Here is a 15,343-nt window from a genome sequence, read left to right as displayed (position 1 = left end):
CCCCGCCCGGCGTCCGTGACGAGCGTGCCGTCGCAACCGAACCGCCCGTGGGGGAGTGGGCCTTGTACAGGCGGAACCGCGCGGCGCAGTGCGTGGATACGCCGAGAATGTACGGCGATGTCGGCTGACACCGGGAAGTGTTCACCGGTGTCCAGAGGGCGTCAAGGTCGCCGACGCCAATGGTTGAGGGCGTGCCGGCGGGTCACGGACCCACGCCGACCGTGATCCTGGCGCGCCCACTGTGGGGTGGGATGGGCACCGAGGCCCTGCTGAGGCCGGCAGGCAGGCCCGTTCCTGCTGGACCCGGCAGAGGCCGAAGGTCGTGGCTCTAGGTCTGCGGTCACCTTTCAGCCACCGCCGACCACGTGGAGAAAGCGTCTCACCCCCTGCCCGGCTCCGCCACCGCGCACTCGGCCGGGGGCGGGGCGGCCGCCACCCCGCGGAGAATCTCGAGCCCGGGCAGCCCGGCGCGGCCCAGCACCCAGCTCGCCCCGCTCAGCGACTTCGCCGCCTTCTTCAGCGGAGCCAGACAGGAGGCCGCCTGCCGGTGGTCCGTCACGCTTCCGGGTTCACACAGGACCGTGGCCAGGGACAAGGTGACGGGACGCCCAGCCGCGGACCAGGGTGCGTCCAGGACCGAGACGGCCAGCGGATTCAACCCTTCCGGATCTGCCAGCACCAGGAAGTCGTCCCCGCCGATGTGGCCAACGCGCGTACTGTCCGTCGCCGCGTGCTGCAGCGCCCGTCCCACCGACCGGATCAGCTCGTCGCCCGCCGCGAAGCCGGCGCCGTCGTTCACCTGCTTGAAGTGGTCGACGTCCAGCCAACTCAGCGCGAACGTCCGCCCGTCCGCGATCCGCCGGTCCACCTCGCCGGTGATCGCGTCCGAGCCCGGCAGCCGGGTCAGCGGGTTTAGTCCGGCGGCCTCCTCGACCCGAGTCTCGGCCAGGGCCCGCACGAGATCCGCGAGCCGTACGACGCCCACGCACCGGCCGTACCGGTCGACCACGGCCACATCGTCCGACGTGCGGTCTCTGCCACCGTCGGCTACGACGTCCAGCACCTCCCACGCTGTGGCGTCCACGCCCACCGTGCGCGGCTGATCCCCGAGCTTGGCCGCAGGCCGGTCCGCGTACAGGGCATGGCCGTAGCGGCCCGACATCGACAGCAGGAAGCGGGAACGATGCACGGAGCGCACCGGCACACCGTTCCCGTCCACCAGAAGGACCCCGGACACGTCCGGCGACCCGGTCAGCAGCGCCCGTACCTGGCCCGCGGACGCGGCGGCGGGCAGCAACGCGGCCGGCCGCACGAACTCCAGCACCGACGGCCCCGAGCGTGGCGTCACCGCCGGCCCGGGGGAGCGCGGCGGAACGTATACCTCCGCTGCGGGCAGCCGAGCCGGCGGGGCGAACAGCTCCCCCTGAGCCAGCTGGGCCCCGGCCGACCGCGCGGACGCGCACTGCAGCTCCGTCTCCACGCCCTCGACACACAGGAGCGCTCCCAACTGCTCGCACAGCGTCCGCATCGCCCGTACCCCCGCCGGCCGAGCCAGCAGGGACGCGTCGAGTTTCACCAGGTCCGGCGTCATGTCCGTGAGCAACCGCAGCGGGAGGTCTCCGTCGCCGACGCCGTCCGCGCAGATCCGGAAACCCTGGTCACGAAGCGCGCCGATCGCCTCCAGTAGCGCCCGCTGAGGCACGTGCGTGTAGGGCGGACCGATGTCGATCGTCACCTCCCACGGCAGCCGCCCTGCCGCGCGTACGGCGTCGTGCAACGGTGTGAGCCCGCCCAGGTCGGCGAGAGTCCCGGCGAACACGTTGACGTACAGGGGCAGCAGCGTCTCCTTGCGAGCCGCGGCACGGAACGCCAACACGGCCAGTCGGCCGTCGAGTTCGGGATCGCGGCGGGCCTCGGCCAGGACGTCGCCGGTCTCCGGGCGGGCGAGTATCTCCAGTCCCGCGACTCCGCCGGTCGTCAGGTTGACCACCGGTTGGAAAGCGAAGCGGAGAGTATCCGTCCAGGAGTCCACGGCAGCATGATGGCGCCGGCCAAGCTCGCTCGAGCCCAGTTCATAAGACGTTCACGCAGGATTCCGGGTTGCTCACGCAGCGTAGACGCAAGCCTGATCGTCACGTCTCATCGCACCGCGACCACCGCGGATCCGTGCCCGAACAGCCCCTGGTTCGTGGCGATGCCCACACGTGCCCCGGCGACCTGCCGGTCACCTGCGCCTCCTCTCAACTGCCAGGTGAGTTCGCAGACCTGGGCGATGGCCTGGGCCGGGACCGCCTCGCCGAAGGACGCCAGGCCGCCGCTCATGTTCACCGGTATGCGTCCACCCGGCCCCGTCGAGCCCTCCCGCAGCAGCTTCGCGGCCTCTCCCTGGCCGCACAGCCCCAGGTCCTCGTACCACTGCAACTCCAGAGCGGTGGAGAGGTCGTAGACCTCTGCGAAGGACAGGTCCTCGGGGCCGATACCTGCCTCCTCGTAGGCGGCGCGGGCGATCGATTCCCGGAACGTCCCGTCCGACGGTTGCACCGCCGCCGCCGAGTCCGTCGCTATGTCGGGCAGGTCCAGGACGGTGTTGGGGTAGCGCGGCGTCACGGTGGAGACCGCCCGGATCCGTACCGGGTCCCTGGCGCCGTGCCGACGCGCGAACTCCATGCCGGCCAGCACGAGCGCCGCCCCTCCGTCCGACGTCGCGCAGATGTCGAGCAGCCGCAGGGGATCGGCGACCACGGCGGAGGAGGCGACCTCCTCGGCGGTGACCGGCTTGCGGTAACGGGCGTAGGGATTCAGCGCCCCCAGGGCGGCGTTCTTCACCTTGACCTGCGCGAAGTCCTCGGGTGTGTCGCCGTGCACGGCCATCCGCCGACGCGCGTACAGCCCGAAGTAAGCGGGATTGGTCGCCCCGAGGACTCGGAAACGAAGCCAGTCCGGATCGTCGGGCCGGTCACCGCCCGCCGGCCGGAAGAAGCCCTTGGGAGCCGCATCGGCACCCACCACCAGCACCACGTCCGCAAGTCCCGAAAGTATCTGCGCCCGCGCGGTGTTGACGGCCTGAGCCCCGGACGCGCACGCCGCGTACACGCTCGTGACGCGGGCGCCCTGCCAGCCGAGCGCCTTCGCGAACGTCGCCCCGGCCACATAGCCCGGATAGCCGCCCCGCACGGTGTCGGCACCCACGATCGACCCGATGTCCCGCCACTCCAGTCCGGCGTCGGCGAGTGCCGCGTGGGCCGCCACCGCCCCGTACTCGACAAAGCCGCGTCCCCACTTGCCCCAGGGATGCATACCAGCGCCGAGCACTGCCACCTCATCCGTCATGCCGTCGCCCCCGTCGCTCTCGTCGGCCGCCACTGCCAGGTCGTCCAGATCGTGTCGGCGTCCTCATGCAGCACGCCTGGAACGACCTCCACCTCCATGCCCACCGTCAGATCGGCGACGGTGATCCCGGGAACCGCCTGCCCCAGCACCACAAGGCGCTCGGATTCCAGCTCCACAGCGATCAACGCGTACGGCTCCCATGGAAGTTCCGGGTTCGTCACATAGGGTGACGGTGGCCGATACCGGCTGTCCGTGTACGACCAGACGCGCCCGCGCCGCGAGAGCGGGACCTCCTCCAGATCTCCGCCCGGGCAGTCCGGGTTGCGGCAGTGGGCATCCTCGCGCGGAAAGAAGACCGAGGCGCAGGTCGAGCAGCGAGTGCCCAGGAGCCGGAAGCCGTCCCCGTCACCGGCGAACCACCCGGCGACCACAGGCGTGCGCGTGCGTGACATAGTCCCTCCTGAATGGCCGATCTGACGGGACGTCAGAAGTCTGCCACGGGCAACCGTAAAGCGGCAGAGCGGCCTTACGAGTGGACTGCATCCGATCGCTTCCCTCATGGAACAGACTCTTGATAGATGCAGGAGACATGACACGACTCTCGACCGCGGTACGGGGACTGGTCACCACACTCGCCACCCTGCTCGCCGTGACCGCCGCTCCCGCCACCGCCCAGGCGAAGCCCGAACCCAAGGCGCCAGAGGGCTTTGTGGCGCTGTGGACCGTGGACCCCACCATCATTCAGGAGATCCGGTACTTCACCCCGCACAACTTCGTGGGCGAGCGCATCGACGGCTACCGACAGCCCCTCTGCATCCTCACCCGACCCGCCGCCGAAGCGCTCCACCTGGCACAGAGGCGACTGCTGCGCCAGGGCTACTCACTCAAGGTGTACGACTGCTACCGGCCCCAGCAGGCCGTCGACCACTTCGTGCGCTGGGCCGAGGACCTCGACGACCAGGCCATGAAGGACGAGTTCTACCCGAACGTCGACAAGACCCGTCTCTTCTTGGACGGTTACATCGCGGAGAAGTCCGGCCACAGCCGCGGCTCGACCATGGACCTGACGATCGTCAAACTGCCCACCAGACCCACCAGGCCCTACGTTCCAGGCGAGCCCCTCGTTCCCTGCTACGCACCCCAGGGTGAGCGCTTCCCCGACAACTCCGTCGACATGGGCACCGGCTTCGACTGCTTCGACATCCTTTCGCACACCCTCGACCCGCGCATCCAGGGCGAACAGCACGCCAACCGGCTGCTCCTCAAGAGCACATTGGAAGCCCTCGGATTCGTGAACCTCGCCGAAGAGTGGTGGCACTACACATACAAGCCGGAGCCCTATCCGGACACCTACTTCGACTTCCCCGTGTCCTGGAACTCCCTCGCAAAGCAGTAGTGACAGGCCCCCGGAAGACGCCCTTCCGCTGATCGGATACAGTCCGCCGCGTGTCCGAAACTCAGTTCTCCGCCCCCAACTCCGCAGCAGACTCCCACTGTTCGAGCTGCGGCGCGCCCTACGGAGAGGGCGTCTCCGGCTGGCCTCGCACTTGCCCGGCGTGCGGCACGGTGGCCTACCGCAACCCCCTGCCGGTGGCCGTCGCGCTCCAGCCCGTGTACGACACCAAGGGCACCGCCCTGGTCGTCATCACCCGAACCGTCGCCCCCGCGCGCGGAGGCATCGCCCTGCCCGGCGGCTACATCGACGACCGCGAGGACTGGCGTCAGGCCGTCGTCCGCGAACTCAAGGAAGAAACCGGCATCGACGCGGCCGGCCGCGACGTACGACTCGTCGACGCGATGAGCTCTCCCGACGGCCACCTGCTGCTGTTCGGCCTTCTTCCGGAACGGTCCGCCGACCGCCTACCGACGTCGGCCGCCACGGACGAGACCGAAGGCTGGCACCTCCTGCGCAGGCCGGAGGAGCTTGCCTTCCCGCTGCACACGCTGGCCGTCAAGGCGTTCTTCGAGGGCCGTTACATCTGAGCCCGCCGCTCAGAGCCCTCGTACGCGCACCGGACGGGGCGAAGGGATCAAACCGTCCTCGTGCTCCAGCTCGACGAGCAGCTTTCGGCCTTCCCAGCGGGTGACGTAACGCTCGATCTCCGGTTCGTCCCAGCCGTCACCCGAATCCGGCACGACCAGCCCGCCCCCGGTACGTCCCTGGGCGGGCGCCCACACCTCCAGTTCCAGCCCGCCGTCGTCCCCACGTACCGGGACGACGGCACCCGAGCGCGCCAGCACCGGGATCCGAGACACGGGCGCGTCGATGAGAACCTGCCCCGGACCTTCGTAGGCCCGCCCCGTCGCCGTGTCGTACCAGCGCCCTCTCGGCAACTGCACCGCACGCCGGTCGGCACCCGGATCCAGCACCGGCGCCACCAGCAGGCAGTCGCCCAGCAGAAACGCATCCTCGCAGTCGCGCAGCGCCCGGTCCTCGGGAGACGACCACCACAGTGGTCGTACATACGGCGCTCCGGTGCGCCGGGCCAGATGCGCCAGCGTCACGAAGTACGGCAGCAGCCTCCGACGCTCGACGAGCGCCACGCGCGCGTGCTCCAGCACCTCGGGACCGAACTCCCATGGTTCCCTGCGCCCCGCCCGCAGACTCGCGTGCGTACGGAACAGCGGCAGATACGCGGCCAACTGGAACCATCGCAGATACAGCTCCGGCGACGGACTCCCGTCGAATCCGCCCACATCCGGCCCCGAGTAGGGCACTCCGCACAGCCCGAGGCCGATGACCAGGGACAGTGACGCCCGCAGACCGGGCCAGCCTGTCGCCACATCCCCGGACCAGGTCCCGCCGTACCGCTGCAGACCGGCCCACCCCGACCGCGAGAAGACAAAGGGCCGTTCCTCGGGTGCCAGTTCGAACAATCCCTCGTAACCCGCCCTGGCCATGCACAGGCCGTAGACGTTGTGCGCCTCCCGATGGTCCCCGCCCCGCCCTTCCAGGGAATGCCGCGCCGACCGCGGCAGCGTCGACTCCCCGAACGCGGCGAACGAAGTCGGCTCGTTCATGTCATGCCAGAAACCCGAGAATCCCTGCCCCAGCCGTTCCTCGTACAGACCACCCCACCACTGCCGCACGCGCGCGTGCGTGAAGTCCGGGAAGACCGCCTCCCCGGGCCAGACGACCCCCCGCACAAGTTGTCCCGAGGCGTCCCGCACGAACGCGTCCTCCGCCGACCCGCTGTCGTAGACGGCATTGCCGGGCGAGGCCTTGACCGCCGGGTCGACGATCGACACCAGGCGGATGCCGTCCTGGCGCAAGTCCTCGGCAAGCTGCGGCAGTTTGGGGAAGTTCTCCTGGTCGACCGTGAACACCTGGTGCTCGTCGTAGTGGTCGATGTCCAGATGGACTGCGTCCAGCGGCAGATCTCGATCCTGGTAACCCGAGACGATCCGCCGCACCTCCTGCTCGCTGCCGAAACCCCACCGCGCGTGCTGGTGGCCCAGCGCCCACGCCGGCGGCAGCGCAGCCGCCCCGGTGAGGGAGGCCCAGACGAGCAGCACGCGCGCGGGGCTGCCCACCATCACCCAGCAGCGCAGCGGACCGCCGTCCATCCGCAGTTCGCTCGTCCCCGCCCGATCATGCCCGGAACCGGCACCCTCCTCGCCCTCCCGCAGCGTCACCGTGCCGTCCCACGACGTGTCGTGGAACACCAGGTGCGTGGCCGCGTCGGCCACCACCAGCTGCACCGGCATCGTGATGTACAGCGGATCGTCGCCCGGGCCGAACGCACGGCCGGGGTCGGTGTTCCACAGCCGATACGTTCCGTCCCTCAACCGGGGCCCCGAAGCCCGCCCCCCGAGCCCGAAGAACCGCGCGTCCGCGGCCACCTCCGCCCTCTGCATCCACCGTGCCGACCCCCCGCCCACCGGCTCCCACCAGCGAGGCGGCAGCTCACGCCGGAGTGTCACACCACCGGGCGTCTGCACCTCCACGGCGCCGTGCCGCGAGATGACGACCGTCACCCGCTCGGCCACGACCCGCCAGCCACCGTCCTTGTCGGGCTCCAGCACCGCCCTGGGATCCGGTTCCGGACAGCGGTCCACGAGCGCGTACGACGGCTCGGGAGCGGCCCCGTCCCAGCCCCAGAAGACGGCCCCGTTCACGGCGACGGTGACGCGCAGCTCGGACCGGCTGAACCGGATGACGCCGCCGCCCGGACCGGGCCGTACCTCCTGCACAGGCCCCGGCACCCGCGCGCGCTCGGCACCCCGGGGCAGCAGCCCCGCGGCGTCGACACGCCTCCTACGCCACGCCGCCCTTACGGTACGCAACCCCTGGGCCGCCCCCACAGAACCGACCGCCTTTATCGAACGCACCAGGTCACGACCGTCCATGCTGCTCAGCCTGCCATTGACGGCCCCACGCGCGTGTGTCGTTCAACTGCCGTTCACCCGTGCCGGGACCACATCTTCACGACCCGGACTATGTGGGTCGCGCCCTGGTGTAGAAGTCGATCACATGGCATCGTCCGTGTCAGCCGCGTCACGCGCACAACCCAGCCGTGCGCGGAAGACGCACACGACGCGCACAGTCCGGGAGCCACTCCATGTCGATCATGAACCCTCAGCCGCTCTGGCAGCCAGATCCGGAACGCATCGCCCAGGCTCAGGTCACCAAGTTCCAGGCCTGGGCCGCCGAGAACCATGGTGCGCCCTCCCAGGGCGGCTACGCGGCCCTGCACCGCTGGTCGGTCGACGAACTGGACACCTTCTGGAAAGCCGTCACGGAGTGGTTCGACGTACGCTTCTCGACCCCCTACACGCGCGTGCTGGGCGACCGCTCGATGCCCGGCGCCCAATGGTTCCCCGGCGCCACCCTGAACTACGCCGAGCACGCCCTGCGCGCCACCGCGACCCGCGCCGACGAACCCGCCCTTCTGTACGTCGACGAAACCCACGAGCAGCCCCGCCCCGTGACCTGGTCCGAGCTGCGCCGCCAGGTCGGTTCCCTCGCCGCCGAGCTGCGCGGCCTCGGCGTGCGCCCCGGAGACCGCGTCAGCGGCTACCTCCCGAACATCCCGCAGGCCGTCGTCGCCCTCCTGGCCACAGCCGCCGTCGGCGGTGTCTGGACCTCCTGCGCCCCCGACTTCGGCGCCCGCAGTGTCCTCGACCGCTTCCAGCAGATCGAACCAGTCCTCCTCTTCACCGTCGACGGCTACCGCTACGGCGGCAAGGAGCACGACCGCCGCGACATCGTCGCCGAACTGCGCCGCGAACTGCCCACGCTGCGCGCCGTGGTGCACATTCCGCTCCTCGGCACGGCGGCACCCGAAGGCGCACTGGAGTGGTCGGCCCTCACAGCCGCCGACGAGGAACCCGTCTTCGAGCAGGTGCCCTTCGACCACCCCCTCTGGGTCCTCTACTCTTCCGGCACGACCGGCCTCCCCAAGGCCATCGTCCAGTCCCAGGGCGGCATCCTCGTCGAGCACCTCAAACAACTCGGGCTGCACTGCGACCTGGGCCCCGAGGACCGCTTCTTCTGGTACACGTCGACGGGCTGGATGATGTGGAACTTCCTCGTCTCCGGCCTCCTCACCGGCACCACGATCGTCCTCTACGACGGCAGCCCCGGCTATCCCGACACGGGCGCCCAATGGCGAGTGGCCGAACAAACGGGAGCAACCCTCTACGGCACCTCCGCCGCGTACGTCATGGCCTGCCGCAAGGCCGACGTGAGGCCGGCACGCGACTTCGACCTCTCCCAGGTTCGTTGCGTCGCCACGACCGGCTCACCGCTGCCGCCCGACGGATTCCGCTGGCTGCACGACGAGGTCCGCGACGACCTCTGGATCGCCTCCGTCAGCGGCGGCACGGACGTGTGTTCCTGCTTCGCGGGAGCCGTGCCCACCCTGCCCGTGTACATCGGCGAGCTCCAGGCCCCCGGTCTCGGCACCGACCTGCGGTCCTGGGACCCCAGCGGCGAACCCCTCATCGACGAGGTGGGCGAACTCGTCGTCACCAACCCCATGCCGTCCATGCCGATCTACTTCTGGAACGACCCCGACGGCAACCGGTATCACGACAGCTACTTCGACACCTACCCCGGCGTATGGCGCCACGGCGACTGGATCACCGTCACATCCCGCCGCTCCGTCGTCATCCACGGCCGCTCCGACTCGACCCTCAACCGCCAGGGCGTCCGCATGGGATCGGCCGACATCTACGAAGCGGTGGAGCGCCTCCCTGAGATCAAGGAATCCCTCGTCATCGGCATCGAACAGCCCGACGGCGGTTACTGGATGCCCTTGTTCGTGCACCTGGTCCCGGGAGCCGTACTCGACGAAGAGCTCCTGACCCGCATCAAGCAGACCATCCGCGAACAGCTCTCTCCACGTCACATCCCCGACGAGATCATCGAGGTCCCCGGTGTCCCCCACACCCTCACCGGAAAGCGCATCGAGGTCCCGGTGAAGCGCCTCCTCCAAGGCACACCGCTGGAGAAGGCGGTCAACCCGGGCTCCATCGACAACCTCGACCTCCTGCACTTCTACGAGGAGCTGGCCCGCAAGCGCGCCTGACCGACACCATCGCCCGACGCCGTTGTCAGTGCCGCCGGTTACTGTGAGTGAGCATTGATCGACTGCAAGGGGGAAACATGGCGCACACCGACGACCAGACGATGCGACGCGTCCTGCGCCGCGAAATCGCCGGCACGATCGGCCTGCTGACCGACGAGCACGACTTCCGTGCCATGAGGCACTACCGCAGCTTCACCTTCGACGACCACAAGATGTATCTCCAACAGGTGGAGGCCCTGCTCAGGACCCGGGCCTCCCAAGGAAGCCATACGACGATCGCCCTCTTCGACCCGCAGGAGTACGCCGAGTTCTGCGCGGCAAGGGGCCTCGACCCCGACATCCCGTCGAGCCGCACGCGCTTCACCGCCGAAATCGCCACGACAGGACCCACCGTCCCCTACCAGGGCCAGCCCTTGGCGGACCTCGTCCCGGCCCTCGTCGACGAAGCCGTCCGACAAGCCACCTGGGAGTACGCGTCCACACTCCTGGCACGACTGGGTGCCTGCGCCACCTGCGGCGAGGACATCGGCCGCGCGGCCTTCATCCGCGCCTCGAACTTCCTCGTCCGCATCCTCGACACGGCCCACCCGGGAAGCCGGCACCTGGTCTGCAGTGTCACGGGAACCCCCGAGACACTCCTCGCCGTCCTGCACGCCGACGAAGACGCCACGGGCGCCACACACCTGGACGAGGCCGAAGCCCTGGAGTTCACCACCGTCCTCGCCCTCGGCCTCGCCACCAAGAGCCCCGGAGGACTCGTGATGCGGACCAGTACCCCCGGCACTTCCGACCGCATCTACGGGTGGCGCCTGCGCGGAGAAGGCCTGGAACCCCTCACCGCGGGAGAGGTCTTCGACGCCTACTGCACCGACATCGATTCCGGAGACCTCATCTCCCCGGAGTCGGGTGTCGACTACTGCGTGCCACCGGACCTCGGCAATGAGGAAGCGCCACCGGCACACCACCACTGAAACGCCTGTGGGGCGCTCCCCCTCAGAGGGTGGAGCGCCCCACGACAAATACGGTGTAGCCGTCCTACTCCGGCTACTCGCCGGACAACACGGCCTGAGCAGCGTTGCGCGCCTCCTCGGCGCTGTCCGCCGCCCGCGCGGCCGCAGCAGCACGCTCACACTGCGCCAGCGTGTACTTCGCCAGCGTCGCCCGGACGTAAGGGATCGACGCCGACCCCATGGACAGGGAGGTGACACCCAGACCGGTCAGCACACACGCCAGCAGTGGGTCGGACGCCGCCTCACCACAGACACCACAGCTCTTGCCCTCGGCCTTCGCGGCCTCCGCGGACAACGCCACAAGGTCGAGCAGCGCGGGCTGCCACGGATCCTGAAGACGGGAAACCGCACCCACCTGACGGTCCGCGGCGAAGGTGTACTGCGCGAGGTCGTTCGTCCCCAGCGACAGGAACTCGACCTCCTGCAGGATCGAACGCGCCCGCAGCGCGGCCGACGGAATCTCCACCATCGCACCGAACTTCGCCTGAAGCCCGGCCGCACGGCACGCGTCCGCGAACGCCTTGGCATCGGCACGGTCCGCCACCATCGGGGCCATGACCTCGAGGTAGACGGGCAGCCCTTCCACTGCCTTCGCGAGTGCCGTCAGCTGGGTACGCAGCACCTCGGGGTGGTCCAGCAGCGTTCGCAGGCCTCGCACACCCAGCGCCGGGTTCGGCTCATCGGCCGGCGTCAGGAAGTCCAGCGGCTTGTCCGCGCCCGCGTCGAGCACACGTACGACGACCCGCCCCTCGGGGAAGGCCTCGAGAACCTGCCGATAGGCCTCTACCTGCTTCTCCTCCGACGGCGCCTTCTTGCTGTCGTCGAGGAAGAGGAACTCCGTCCGGAACAGACCGACACCCTCAGCCCCCGCCTCGACGGCGGCCGGAACGTCGGACGGCCCGCCGACATTGGCCAGCAGCGGCACCTTGTGCCCGTCTGCGGTGGCACCCGGACCGGTCGACGCCGCGAGTGCGGCCTTGCGGGCGGCGGCAGCGGCCTCCAGCTCCCGCTTCTTCTCCTCGCTCGGGTTCACGAAGATGTCACCCGTGCTGCCGTCGACGGCGATGACCGTGCCCTCGGTGAGCTCACCGGCACCCGGCAGCGCGACCACGGCCGGCACCCCCAGCGCCCGCGCCAGAATCGCGCTGTGGCTGGTCGGCCCGCCCTCCTCGGTGACGAAGCCGAGAACCAGCGTCGGGTCCAGCAGCGCCGTGTCGGCCGGGGCGAGATCGCGAGCGACCAGGACATAGGGCTCGTCGCTGTCCGGGACACCGGGCATCGGGACCCCGAGCAAACGAGCGACGATACGGTTCCGCACGTCATCGAGGTCGGCCACGCGGCCGGCAAGGTACTCGCCGGCACCGGCAAGCAGCTCGCGGTACGCGGCGAAGGCGTCGTACACAGCGCGCTCGGCCGTGCTGCCGACGGCGATACGCCGGTCCACGTCCGCCATCAGCTCGGGGTCCTGGGCCATCATGGCCTGGGCCTCGAGCACCGCCTGCGCTTCGCCCCCCGCCAGGTTGCCGCGCGCCATCAGGTCAGCTGCCACAGCCTCCACGGCCTTGCGGGCACGCCCCTGTTCGCGCTCCGCCTCCTCGGCCGGTATCTGCTTGGCAGGCGGCTCGAGGACCGCCGTTCCCATGTGCCGAACCTCGCCGATCGCCACACCGTGGCTCACGCCGACGCCTCGCAGGGTTGTCTCCATCTCACCCGTCTCCGATAGTGCGGCGGGTCCCGCCGCCGCGGTGGTTGTCGTCCACTCGCCGTCATACGACGGCACAGAAGTCACTTCCAGACGAAGAGACTGTCACCGGCCTTCACATCGCCGTCAGCACGCAGCTCGGAGAGCGCCTCTGCCGTGGCCTCGAGGGCCACGACCGGGCACACCGGGGACTTGCCGGCTGCCTCGACGGCCGACGGGTTCCAGCGGACGATGCCCTGTCCGCGCGTCACGGTGTCCCCCTTGTTCACGAGCAGCTCGAAGCCTTCACCGTTGAGCTGCACGGTGTCGATACCGAGGTGGGTGAGTACACCGTGACCCTGCTCGTCGACGACGACGAACGCGTGCGGGTGGAGAGAGACGATGACTCCGTCCACCGGCGACACAGCCTCGGACGGTTCACGCACCGGGTCGATCGCGGTGCCCGGGCCGACCATGGCCCCGGAGAAGACCGGATCCGGCACGGACGCCAGTCCTACGGCGCGTCCTGCCAATGGGGACGTCACGGTGGTCATGGGAAGCCTCCCAGGGGTGGAGATCGATATGGGCCGTCAGCCTGTGCAACGGCACACTGTTCAGCAGGGTATGTCACATGAAGTGCCGGTTCCGTGCGAGCACTCCAGAGTGGTCTAGACCATACCTCAAATGGATTTGCACCCGCTCCGCGGCCGCGTGTACAGTCGTACTCCTGCTTGGGGTTGAGCGAAGCAACCGCGCATCCTCGCCCGGCAGCAACCAACTTGTCAGATCCTATCTCGGGGTCACCTCCTGCATGCCTGCAGGACGGTGGTCAGGGAGTCGGAAAAACCCTGATAGAGTTTGGAACAACGAAGGGAAGCGCCCGGAGGAAAGCCCGAGAGGGTGAGTACAAAGGAAGCGTCCGTTCCTTGAGAACTCAACAGCGTGCCAAAAATCAACGCCAGATATGTTGATACCCCGTCTCCAGCATCTGCTGGGGCGAGGTTCCTTTGAAAAAACACAGCGAGGACGCTGTGAACGGCCGGGCTTATTCCGCCTGGCTGTTCCGCTCTCGTGGTGTTCATCCCGATTACGGGAAAACATTCACGGAGAGTTTGATCCTGGCTCAGGACGAACGCTGGCGGCGTGCTTAACACATGCAAGTCGAACGATGAACCACTTCGGTGGGGATTAGTGGCGAACGGGTGAGTAACACGTGGGCAATCTGCCCTTCACTCTGGGACAAGCCCTGGAAACGGGGTCTAATACCGGATATCACTCTCGCAGGCATCTGTGAGGGTCGAAAGCTCCGGCGGTGAAGGATGAGCCCGCGGCCTATCAGCTTGTTGGTGAGGTAATGGCTTACCAAGGCGACGACGGGTAGCCGGCCTGAGAGGGCGACCGGCCACACTGGGACTGAGACACGGCCCAGACTCCTACGGGAGGCAGCAGTGGGGAATATTGCACAATGGGCGAAAGCCTGATGCAGCGACGCCGCGTGAGGGATGACGGCCTTCGGGTTGTAAACCTCTTTCAGCAGGGAAGAAGCGAAAGTGACGGTACCTGCAGAAGAAGCGCCGGCTAACTACGTGCCAGCAGCCGCGGTAATACGTAGGGCGCAAGCGTTGTCCGGAATTATTGGGCGTAAAGAGCTCGTAGGCGGCTTGTCACGTCGGGTGTGAAAGCCCGGGGCTTAACCCCGGGTCTGCATTCGATACGGGCTAGCTAGAGTGTGGTAGGGGAGATCGGAATTCCTGGTGTAGCGGTGAAATGCGCAGATATCAGGAGGAACACCGGTGGCGAAGGCGGATCTCTGGGCCATTACTGACGCTGAGGAGCGAAAGCGTGGGGAGCGAACAGGATTAGATACCCTGGTAGTCCACGCCGTAAACGGTGGGAACTAGGTGTTGGCGACATTCCACGTCGTCGGTGCCGCAGCTAACGCATTAAGTTCCCCGCCTGGGGAGTACGGCCGCAAGGCTAAAACTCAAAGGAATTGACGGGGGCCCGCACAAGCAGCGGAGCATGTGGCTTAATTCGACGCAACGCGAAGAACCTTACCAAGGCTTGACATACACCGGAAACGTCTGGAGACAGGCGCCCCCTTGTGGTCGGTGTACAGGTGGTGCATGGCTGTCGTCAGCTCGTGTCGTGAGATGTTGGGTTAAGTCCCGCAACGAGCGCAACCCTTGTCCTGTGTTGCCAGCATGCCCTTCGGGGTGATGGGGACTCACAGGAGACCGCCGGGGTCAACTCGGAGGAAGGTGGGGACGACGTCAAGTCATCATGCCCCTTATGTCTTGGGCTGCACACGTGCTACAATGGCCGGTACAATGAGCTGCGATACCGCGAGGTGGAGCGAATCTCAAAAAGCCGGTCTCAGTTCGGATTGGGGTCTGCAACTCGACCCCATGAAGTCGGAGTTGCTAGTAATCGCAGATCAGCATTGCTGCGGTGAATACGTTCCCGGGCCTTGTACACACCGCCCGTCACGTCACGAAAGTCGGTAACACCCGAAGCCGGTGGCCCAACCCCTTGTGGGAGGGAGCTGTCGAAGGTGGGACTGGCGATTGGGACGAAGTCGTAACAAGGTAGCCGTACCGGAAGGTGCGGCTGGATCACCTCCTTTCTAAGGAGCACTTCTAGGCTGCCTCGGCAGTCCAGAGGCCAGTACATCGGCGAATGTCTGATGCTGGTTGCTCATGGGTGGAACGTTGATTATTCGGCACACTTGACCATCTTTTCTTCCCAGTACTGCTTCGGCGTGGAACGGAACGGAAAGTGGCGAGGGT

At 68.0% G+C, this 15,343-nt stretch carries 10 protein-coding genes and 1 rRNA gene; 5 read left to right on the top strand and 6 right to left on the bottom strand.

Going from position 1 to position 15,343, the window contains the following annotated elements:
- Nucleotides 1–379: 379 nt before the first annotated feature.
- From ABIE67_RS08970 to ABIE67_RS08960, 3 genes are all read right to left on the bottom strand, one after another.
- Nucleotides 380–2,032, bottom strand: a complete 1,653-nt coding sequence (locus tag ABIE67_RS08970) for an EAL domain-containing protein (RefSeq protein WP_370255762.1) — start codon at nt 2,030–2,032, stop codon at nt 380–382.
- A gap of 107 nt (nt 2,033–2,139) precedes the next feature.
- Entirely contained in the window at nt 2,140–3,330 is a 1,191-nt protein-coding gene (locus tag ABIE67_RS08965; protein WP_370255761.1) for a lipid-transfer protein, read from the bottom strand.
- Nucleotides 3,327–3,761: a Zn-ribbon domain-containing OB-fold protein gene (locus ABIE67_RS08960; protein ID WP_370268357.1), complete on the bottom strand. Its 435-nt coding sequence runs from the start codon at nt 3,759–3,761 to the stop codon at nt 3,327–3,329. Before ABIE67_RS08960 ends, ABIE67_RS08965 begins: the two co-directional genes overlap by 4 nt.
- Before the next feature lie 158 nt (nt 3,762–3,919).
- On the opposite strand from ABIE67_RS08960, the gene ABIE67_RS08955 reads away from it, so the two are divergent.
- Both ABIE67_RS08955 and ABIE67_RS08950 read left to right on the top strand, forming a co-directional pair.
- On the top strand, nt 3,920–4,726 hold the full coding sequence (locus tag ABIE67_RS08955; protein ID WP_370255760.1) for a M15 family metallopeptidase: 807 nt from the start codon (nt 3,920–3,922) through the stop codon (nt 4,724–4,726).
- 50 nt (nt 4,727–4,776) lie between these two features.
- Nucleotides 4,777–5,313: an NUDIX domain-containing protein gene (locus ABIE67_RS08950; protein ID WP_370255759.1), complete on the top strand. Its 537-nt coding sequence runs from the start codon at nt 4,777–4,779 to the stop codon at nt 5,311–5,313.
- Nucleotides 5,314–5,322: 9 nt separating this feature from the next.
- On the opposite strand, the gene ABIE67_RS08945 is transcribed toward ABIE67_RS08950, so the two are convergent.
- Nucleotides 5,323–7,680, bottom strand: a complete 2,358-nt coding sequence (locus ABIE67_RS08945; protein WP_370255758.1) for a TIM-barrel domain-containing protein — start codon at nt 7,678–7,680, stop codon at nt 5,323–5,325.
- A 212-nt stretch (nt 7,681–7,892) separates the two neighbouring features.
- Between ABIE67_RS08945 and ABIE67_RS08940 the strand changes: the two genes are divergently transcribed.
- Nucleotides 7,893–9,863, top strand: coding sequence for an acetoacetate--CoA ligase (locus ABIE67_RS08940; protein WP_370255757.1), 1,971 nt, complete (start codon nt 7,893–7,895; stop codon nt 9,861–9,863).
- 77 nt (nt 9,864–9,940) lie between these two features.
- Nucleotides 9,941–10,834, top strand: coding sequence for a hypothetical protein (locus ABIE67_RS08935; protein WP_370255756.1), 894 nt, complete (start codon nt 9,941–9,943; stop codon nt 10,832–10,834).
- 73 nt (nt 10,835–10,907) lie between these two features.
- Here the strand turns inward: ABIE67_RS08935 and ptsP are convergent, their stop codons facing one another.
- On the bottom strand, nt 10,908–12,578 hold the full coding sequence (gene ptsP / locus ABIE67_RS08930) for a phosphoenolpyruvate--protein phosphotransferase (RefSeq protein ID WP_370255755.1): 1,671 nt from the start codon (nt 12,576–12,578) through the stop codon (nt 10,908–10,910).
- An 80-nt stretch (nt 12,579–12,658) separates the two neighbouring features.
- Nucleotides 12,659–13,108, bottom strand: a complete 450-nt coding sequence (locus tag ABIE67_RS08925) for a PTS glucose transporter subunit IIA (RefSeq protein WP_370255754.1) — start codon at nt 13,106–13,108, stop codon at nt 12,659–12,661.
- A gap of 546 nt (nt 13,109–13,654) precedes the next feature.
- On the opposite strand from ABIE67_RS08925, the gene ABIE67_RS08920 reads away from it, so the two are divergent.
- Nucleotides 13,655–15,180, top strand: a 16S ribosomal RNA gene (locus tag ABIE67_RS08920).
- The last annotated feature ends 163 nt before the right edge of the window (nt 15,181–15,343 follow it).

The sequence above is a fragment of the Streptomyces sp. V4I8 genome (assembly GCF_041261225.1).
GTDB lineage: Bacteria > Actinomycetota > Actinomycetes > Streptomycetales > Streptomycetaceae > Streptomyces.
The sequence above is the reverse complement of the archived record's forward strand: the minus strand, read 5'-3'. Positions and strand labels throughout refer to the sequence as shown.

Bases quoted from the DNA above. Each gene is read 5' to 3' on its own strand.
- ABIE67_RS08965 (WP_370255761.1), bottom strand. From the start codon at position 3,330: ATGACGGATGAGGTGGCAGTGCTCGGCGCTGGTATGCATCCCTGGGGC.
- ABIE67_RS08955 (WP_370255760.1), top strand. From the start codon at position 3,920: ATGACACGACTCTCGACCGCGGTACGGGGACTGGTCACCACACTCGCC.
- ABIE67_RS08945 (WP_370255758.1), bottom strand. From the start codon at position 7,680: ATGGACGGTCGTGACCTGGTGCGTTCGATAAAGGCGGTCGGTTCTGTG.
- ABIE67_RS08940 (WP_370255757.1), top strand. From the start codon at position 7,893: ATGTCGATCATGAACCCTCAGCCGCTCTGGCAGCCAGATCCGGAACGC.
- ABIE67_RS08935 (WP_370255756.1), top strand. From the start codon at position 9,941: ATGGCGCACACCGACGACCAGACGATGCGACGCGTCCTGCGCCGCGAA.
- ptsP (WP_370255755.1), bottom strand. From the start codon at position 12,578: ATGGAGACAACCCTGCGAGGCGTCGGCGTGAGCCACGGTGTGGCGATC.
- ABIE67_RS08925 (WP_370255754.1), bottom strand. From the start codon at position 13,108: ATGACCACCGTGACGTCCCCATTGGCAGGACGCGCCGTAGGACTGGCG.